Annotated in this window: 4 protein-coding genes and 1 pseudogene; 2 read left to right on the top strand and 3 right to left on the bottom strand. The window is 49.4% G+C overall.

Annotated features, from left to right (window positions below):
• Together ABNH10_RS05425 and ABNH10_RS05420 are read left to right on the top strand one after the other, a co-directional pair.
• A pseudogene (locus tag ABNH10_RS05425) lies at positions 1–368 on the top strand (hypothetical protein); the annotation flags it as partial.
• On the top strand, positions 365–1,984 hold the full coding sequence (locus ABNH10_RS05420; protein WP_035461001.1) for a class I adenylate-forming enzyme family protein: 1,620 nt from the start codon (positions 365–367) through the stop codon (positions 1,982–1,984). The pseudogene ABNH10_RS05425 and the gene ABNH10_RS05420, both read left to right, overlap by 4 nt.
• A gap of 767 nt (positions 1,985–2,751) precedes the next feature.
• On the opposite strand, the gene ABNH10_RS05415 is transcribed toward ABNH10_RS05420, so the two are convergent.
• From ABNH10_RS05415 to ABNH10_RS05405, 3 genes are all read right to left on the bottom strand, one after another.
• Positions 2,752–3,084 carry a hypothetical protein gene (locus ABNH10_RS05415; RefSeq protein ID WP_076921757.1) on the bottom strand — a complete coding sequence of 111 codons (333 nt, stop codon included), beginning with the start codon at positions 3,082–3,084 and terminating at the stop codon, positions 2,752–2,754.
• Positions 3,085–3,227: 143 nt separating this feature from the next.
• A complete protein-coding gene (locus tag ABNH10_RS05410; protein WP_349385003.1) occupies positions 3,228–3,776 on the bottom strand; it encodes a DUF3592 domain-containing protein in 549 nt (182 codons plus the stop codon).
• Positions 3,777–3,882: 106 nt separating this feature from the next.
• Complete coding sequence (locus ABNH10_RS05405) at positions 3,883–4,215, bottom strand: hypothetical protein (RefSeq protein ID WP_349385002.1); 333 nt, start codon at positions 4,213–4,215, stop codon at positions 3,883–3,885.
• Positions 4,216–4,361: the final 146 nt, after the last annotated feature.

Below are 4,361 nucleotides of genomic sequence, written 5' to 3'. Positions count from 1 at the left end.
CGTGTTGCTTCAGGACCGCCAGGATTTGGCTGTCGGAAAATCGAGACTTCTTCATCATTCGCTCCTTGTGCGATCAGTGTAAAAGTCTCTACTCAAAACCTCGATTAATTTTCGGGGGGATTACACCAGTACATGGCGATATAGCTGCCACCTACACCAAGAAATACAATATTAGCAATGCCAGCAAAATGCCCGAGACCAGCAAACTCGTCCTAGAAAAATGGGGATTACTGACGGATAGTATCGATGGTGGCGAGGCCTTGGCGAAGCGCTACTGGCAAGAAGTGGTCTCGAGAATCGACGCCAACCAATATGGCTTCTCATTGGCTGGCAACAACAATAACCGTCACAGGAGAATTAATTCATGATTTTGCACAAACCTGAACTGGTTGAGAAATATACGAACATGGGGCACTGGGGGGACAAGACCCTGCTCCAGCGCGCTGCCGCCAATTGTATCGCCCACCCAGAGCGAGAAGCGGTGGTGGATCCCCCCAACCGGAACGAGCTGGTGGGCACCCCCGCCCAGCGCCTCACCTGGGCAGAATTCGGCCAGGCAGTGGATGCTACGGCAGCAGAATTGTCGCGCCGCGGCTTTGGTAAGGACGACGTATTAGTGGCCCAGTTACCCAACGTGTGGGAGCTGGCCATGTTGTATCTAGCCGCAGCAAAGGCCGGTGGCTTGCTTTCTGCACTGCCTATGCAATGGCGAAGCAAGGATGTGGGTTATGTGAAAAAAATGACCGAGGCCCGATTCTACGCGTCGGCCGAGAGCTTTCACGGCTTTGATTATCAAGCCCTGGGTCAAGAGCTGGGTTTCGAGCACTACATCGGCCTAAAAGAACTGACTGATATTGCCCGCAGCAAACCCAGCCAGGGACCTGAGGTGCCAGTAGAAGCCAATGATATTTTTACGCTGTGCTGGACATCTGGCACTGAGGCAGACCCTAAAGGCTGCCCCATGAGCCACAACAACTGGGAGTACATGATTAACCTCGTGTTCACCACCTGTGGCTTGCAGCAGGGCGACCGGATTCTATGCGTGGCGCCCCTGGTAAACATGACAGCGGTGGGGGTGAACTACGTACCTTGGCTAGCGGCAGCAGGGACCCTAGTGCTGCACCATCCCATCACGCCGGAGATCTTGCTGCGCCAGCTTACCGAAGAGCGCATTCAATATACCATCCTGGTCCCGGCGATGCTGAACATGATCGCCAAACTGCCCAACGTGGACCAGCTCGATCTGTCCAGCGTGCGGACCATCACCACCGGGTCAGCACCACCTTCTGCCTGGTCCATGCAGGAGTTCAAGCGCCGCTGGGATATCGACATCGTCAATATCTGGGGCCAGAACGAAGGCTCCTGCCTGGTAGCCGGCCCCGCCGACGTACCGGACCTGGCTATGCGGGTGGATCATCTACCCTGGTGGGGCAGGGAAAGCGTCGAATGGCCCTCCGGCATCAATGGCATTGAAGTGAAGATTCTCGGCGACCAGGATGAGGAAATCACCGAGCCCGGAGGCATCGGAGAGCTTTGCTACCGAAGCCCGGGGGTCTTTGCCGGTTACTTCCAACGCCCGGACATCACCGAGCAGTCTTTCACCGCTGACGGCTTCTTCCGCACCGGAGACCTGTTCATTGTGCAAAATGCCAACCACGTAGGCTTTTACGATCGCAAGAAAGACATGGTGATCCGCGGAGGCTTCAACATCTCCAGTGTCGAGGTGGAAAACGCCGTGCTTGGCTTTGATAAGGTGCAAGACGTTGCCGTCATACCCCACCCGGACGAAATCATGGGGGAGCGCGTCTGCATTTGCGTGGTGCCTGCGGATGAGAGCCATCCGCCAGCGTTAGAGGAAATCAATGACTACCTGAAGAGTCAGGGTATGAGTGTTTACAAGCTTCCCGAAAAGATGAGGCTAGTAGATGTCATTCCCCGCAATCCGATAGGTAAGATCATGAAGAAAGAATTGCGGGCACAGTAACGCAAAAGGGCCGGAATGTTGTCTTCCGGCCCGTTTTATTGCACTTCTATATCCATTTTTACAGGCTGTACTCATCGGGGACACGCATAAAATCAAGACAGAAATAATCCGGTTACCTGACTCAAACACTAGTTGTTCACTCCCCCTTCTGTTGAGCACAAGTTCTCATTGATTTCGGCCAGGGGCAGCTCATTGTTGATCAAGGAAAAGGAAGCAAGGATCGAGTCACTGTACTTTCCAGCCAGCGACATGGGTGACTGAAGCTTCAGATCGATCTGGCCACCAGCTGTTACAAGCAGTGAAAATTTCGGGGGCAGAGTCTGAAACTCAAGAGGGTATCTGACCCCGAATCACGGTCCCACACTGCACCCCTCTCATGAACAGAAAACTCTGTCCACAAAAGTGGTTACAGATCAGCGCGCATTTTGCGTCCGCGGCCTTGCCTGGTTAAGTGGCGACACACCAACGCCTCTACTGGCACGATGTGAGCCTGCGAACCAAACTGAATTATGGCACCCGCAAGAACGAAGACTTTGCAGCCACCCCCAACAATGAATGTGGCCGCCCAAAACGAACGAGGCAACCAAGCCACAACCTCTTATTTTTCTAACGGCACACAAACGCTCGCTTATGGCACCGACTCAGAATCTTGCGCTGCAACAATAAAGCAGAGCTATTTAACGCCGCAATAAGCGGTGAGTAATAGTTGGCTAAAATGGAGCGAAGCGGAACGAGCCAACTGTTGCGAATCCGACTTGATTGCTTTGTTAGTTTTGATTACCTGATGGCTGCAACCATGAGGTAAGAATATTGACTCCAAGCGCTCCCACAATGGCAGGAAACATAACCGCCCAAAGACTAGTAGAGTATTTACCTGAAGCCAATTCCTCTGGGGCGAATTTTGATGACGACGCTAGTGCTTCATACATTGACTCAAAGTTACTCATAAGTGCAAGATTTGCTGTTGCGATAATTAGCAAAGACACACCACATGCTAGAGCCTTTTTGCTATTTACATCTATACCTTTATAAAAACTTAGAACTATTAGCGCGGGTATGAATGCAGTCAAAAAACTAGCCCAATTTGGTAAGCTGTCCATATTGAATCTCCGATTATTATTTTAAAACTAACGCCCGCCATCATGCGCTCGTCGCATGCATGGCATTGTTATGCAGGCCGAACTCATAAACTAAGGGCGATACTTCCCTGCAATAAAAGGTGAGCTGTAATACCAGCACTATTCTATGATTCGCCTTCGGCAACTTCATATGCATTTTCGACATAGCTCGGACCGTTATCAATTACATTCTTGACCATCGGGTACAGCATAAGAAGAGCAGTGGAAATGCTAATAAAAACCATGGAAGCAACAAACGGATTTATGAAAAAATTATTCTTATCAAATAAATATACCGAAAACCCGAAAGAAACCACACCCAAAACAAGCATTAAGTTCAGTAGCAAGTACAACTCTTTCGTAGATTGCTGCAACTTGGCGACTTTGCGATTACCGTTGGAAACCATAACGCTCACAGAGTCACCTATTTGTAGATGATGTTGGTTAGCATCTAGTTCCGCCTGAAATCGGAAGAAGGAGTCTACTTTATACTCAATTATTGGCAGCCAAAAAGTTGTTCTTGAGCCACCCGACATCTGACGGGACTCTTTAATTTCAACAACCTTACCTTCTACCGAAAAAGATTCAGCAATGAATTTCTTTCTTGTTTTTTTTGCAATAAGAGAGATCCCAACAAATAGGATCCCGCCTACCATGAAAATCAAAGATCCCATGATCTATTCCCGAAAGTAGCTTCCTGATACTACCCAATCAAAACTGGGCAGCATAACGCCCGCCTCAGCCGCCGAAGGTCGGCCTGGAGGTGCTTGTTATACGTTGCTAGCAAGCAACACCTATTACAATTTTTGTTTCCGTATCATTTTTCTGATCTAGATCTTTCCGCCTTTTAAGTGGTTCCGTGCACCCTCTCGGCTTTATGTATTCCACGGCAATTTTCTCAGCAACCTCAAGATCCACCACCTTCTCGTCGACCCTTTCTACAGTTATGTAATAAGGTTGCTCAAACATGACGATATATGTATTTAGCAAGTATTGAACACCGGCATGATTGACTTCAGCCGTATTTTCTTCAACTAAAACGTATCTCCCCACGTCCGCCGACACTGAAGTACAAAATAGCAAAGAGAACAGTGTTAACTTTGAAAACCTCATGAAACCCTCTTTTTACGTATAACGCCGCCAACAACGGCAGACTTGTGATTGTGGATTTTGTGCAACAATGGCGAAGCCATGCACAAAAGACGCGAGTGCAAGGCTGTCCAGAGAGCGCAGCGAACGATGTTGCTTGGCCTTGTTAT

The sequence above is a fragment of the Alcanivorax sp. genome (assembly GCF_040119285.1).
Classification (GTDB): domain Bacteria; phylum Pseudomonadota; class Gammaproteobacteria; order Pseudomonadales; family Alcanivoracaceae; genus Alcanivorax.
Note: the sequence above shows the minus strand (reverse complement) of the source record. Positions and strands in the feature narration are given on the sequence as shown.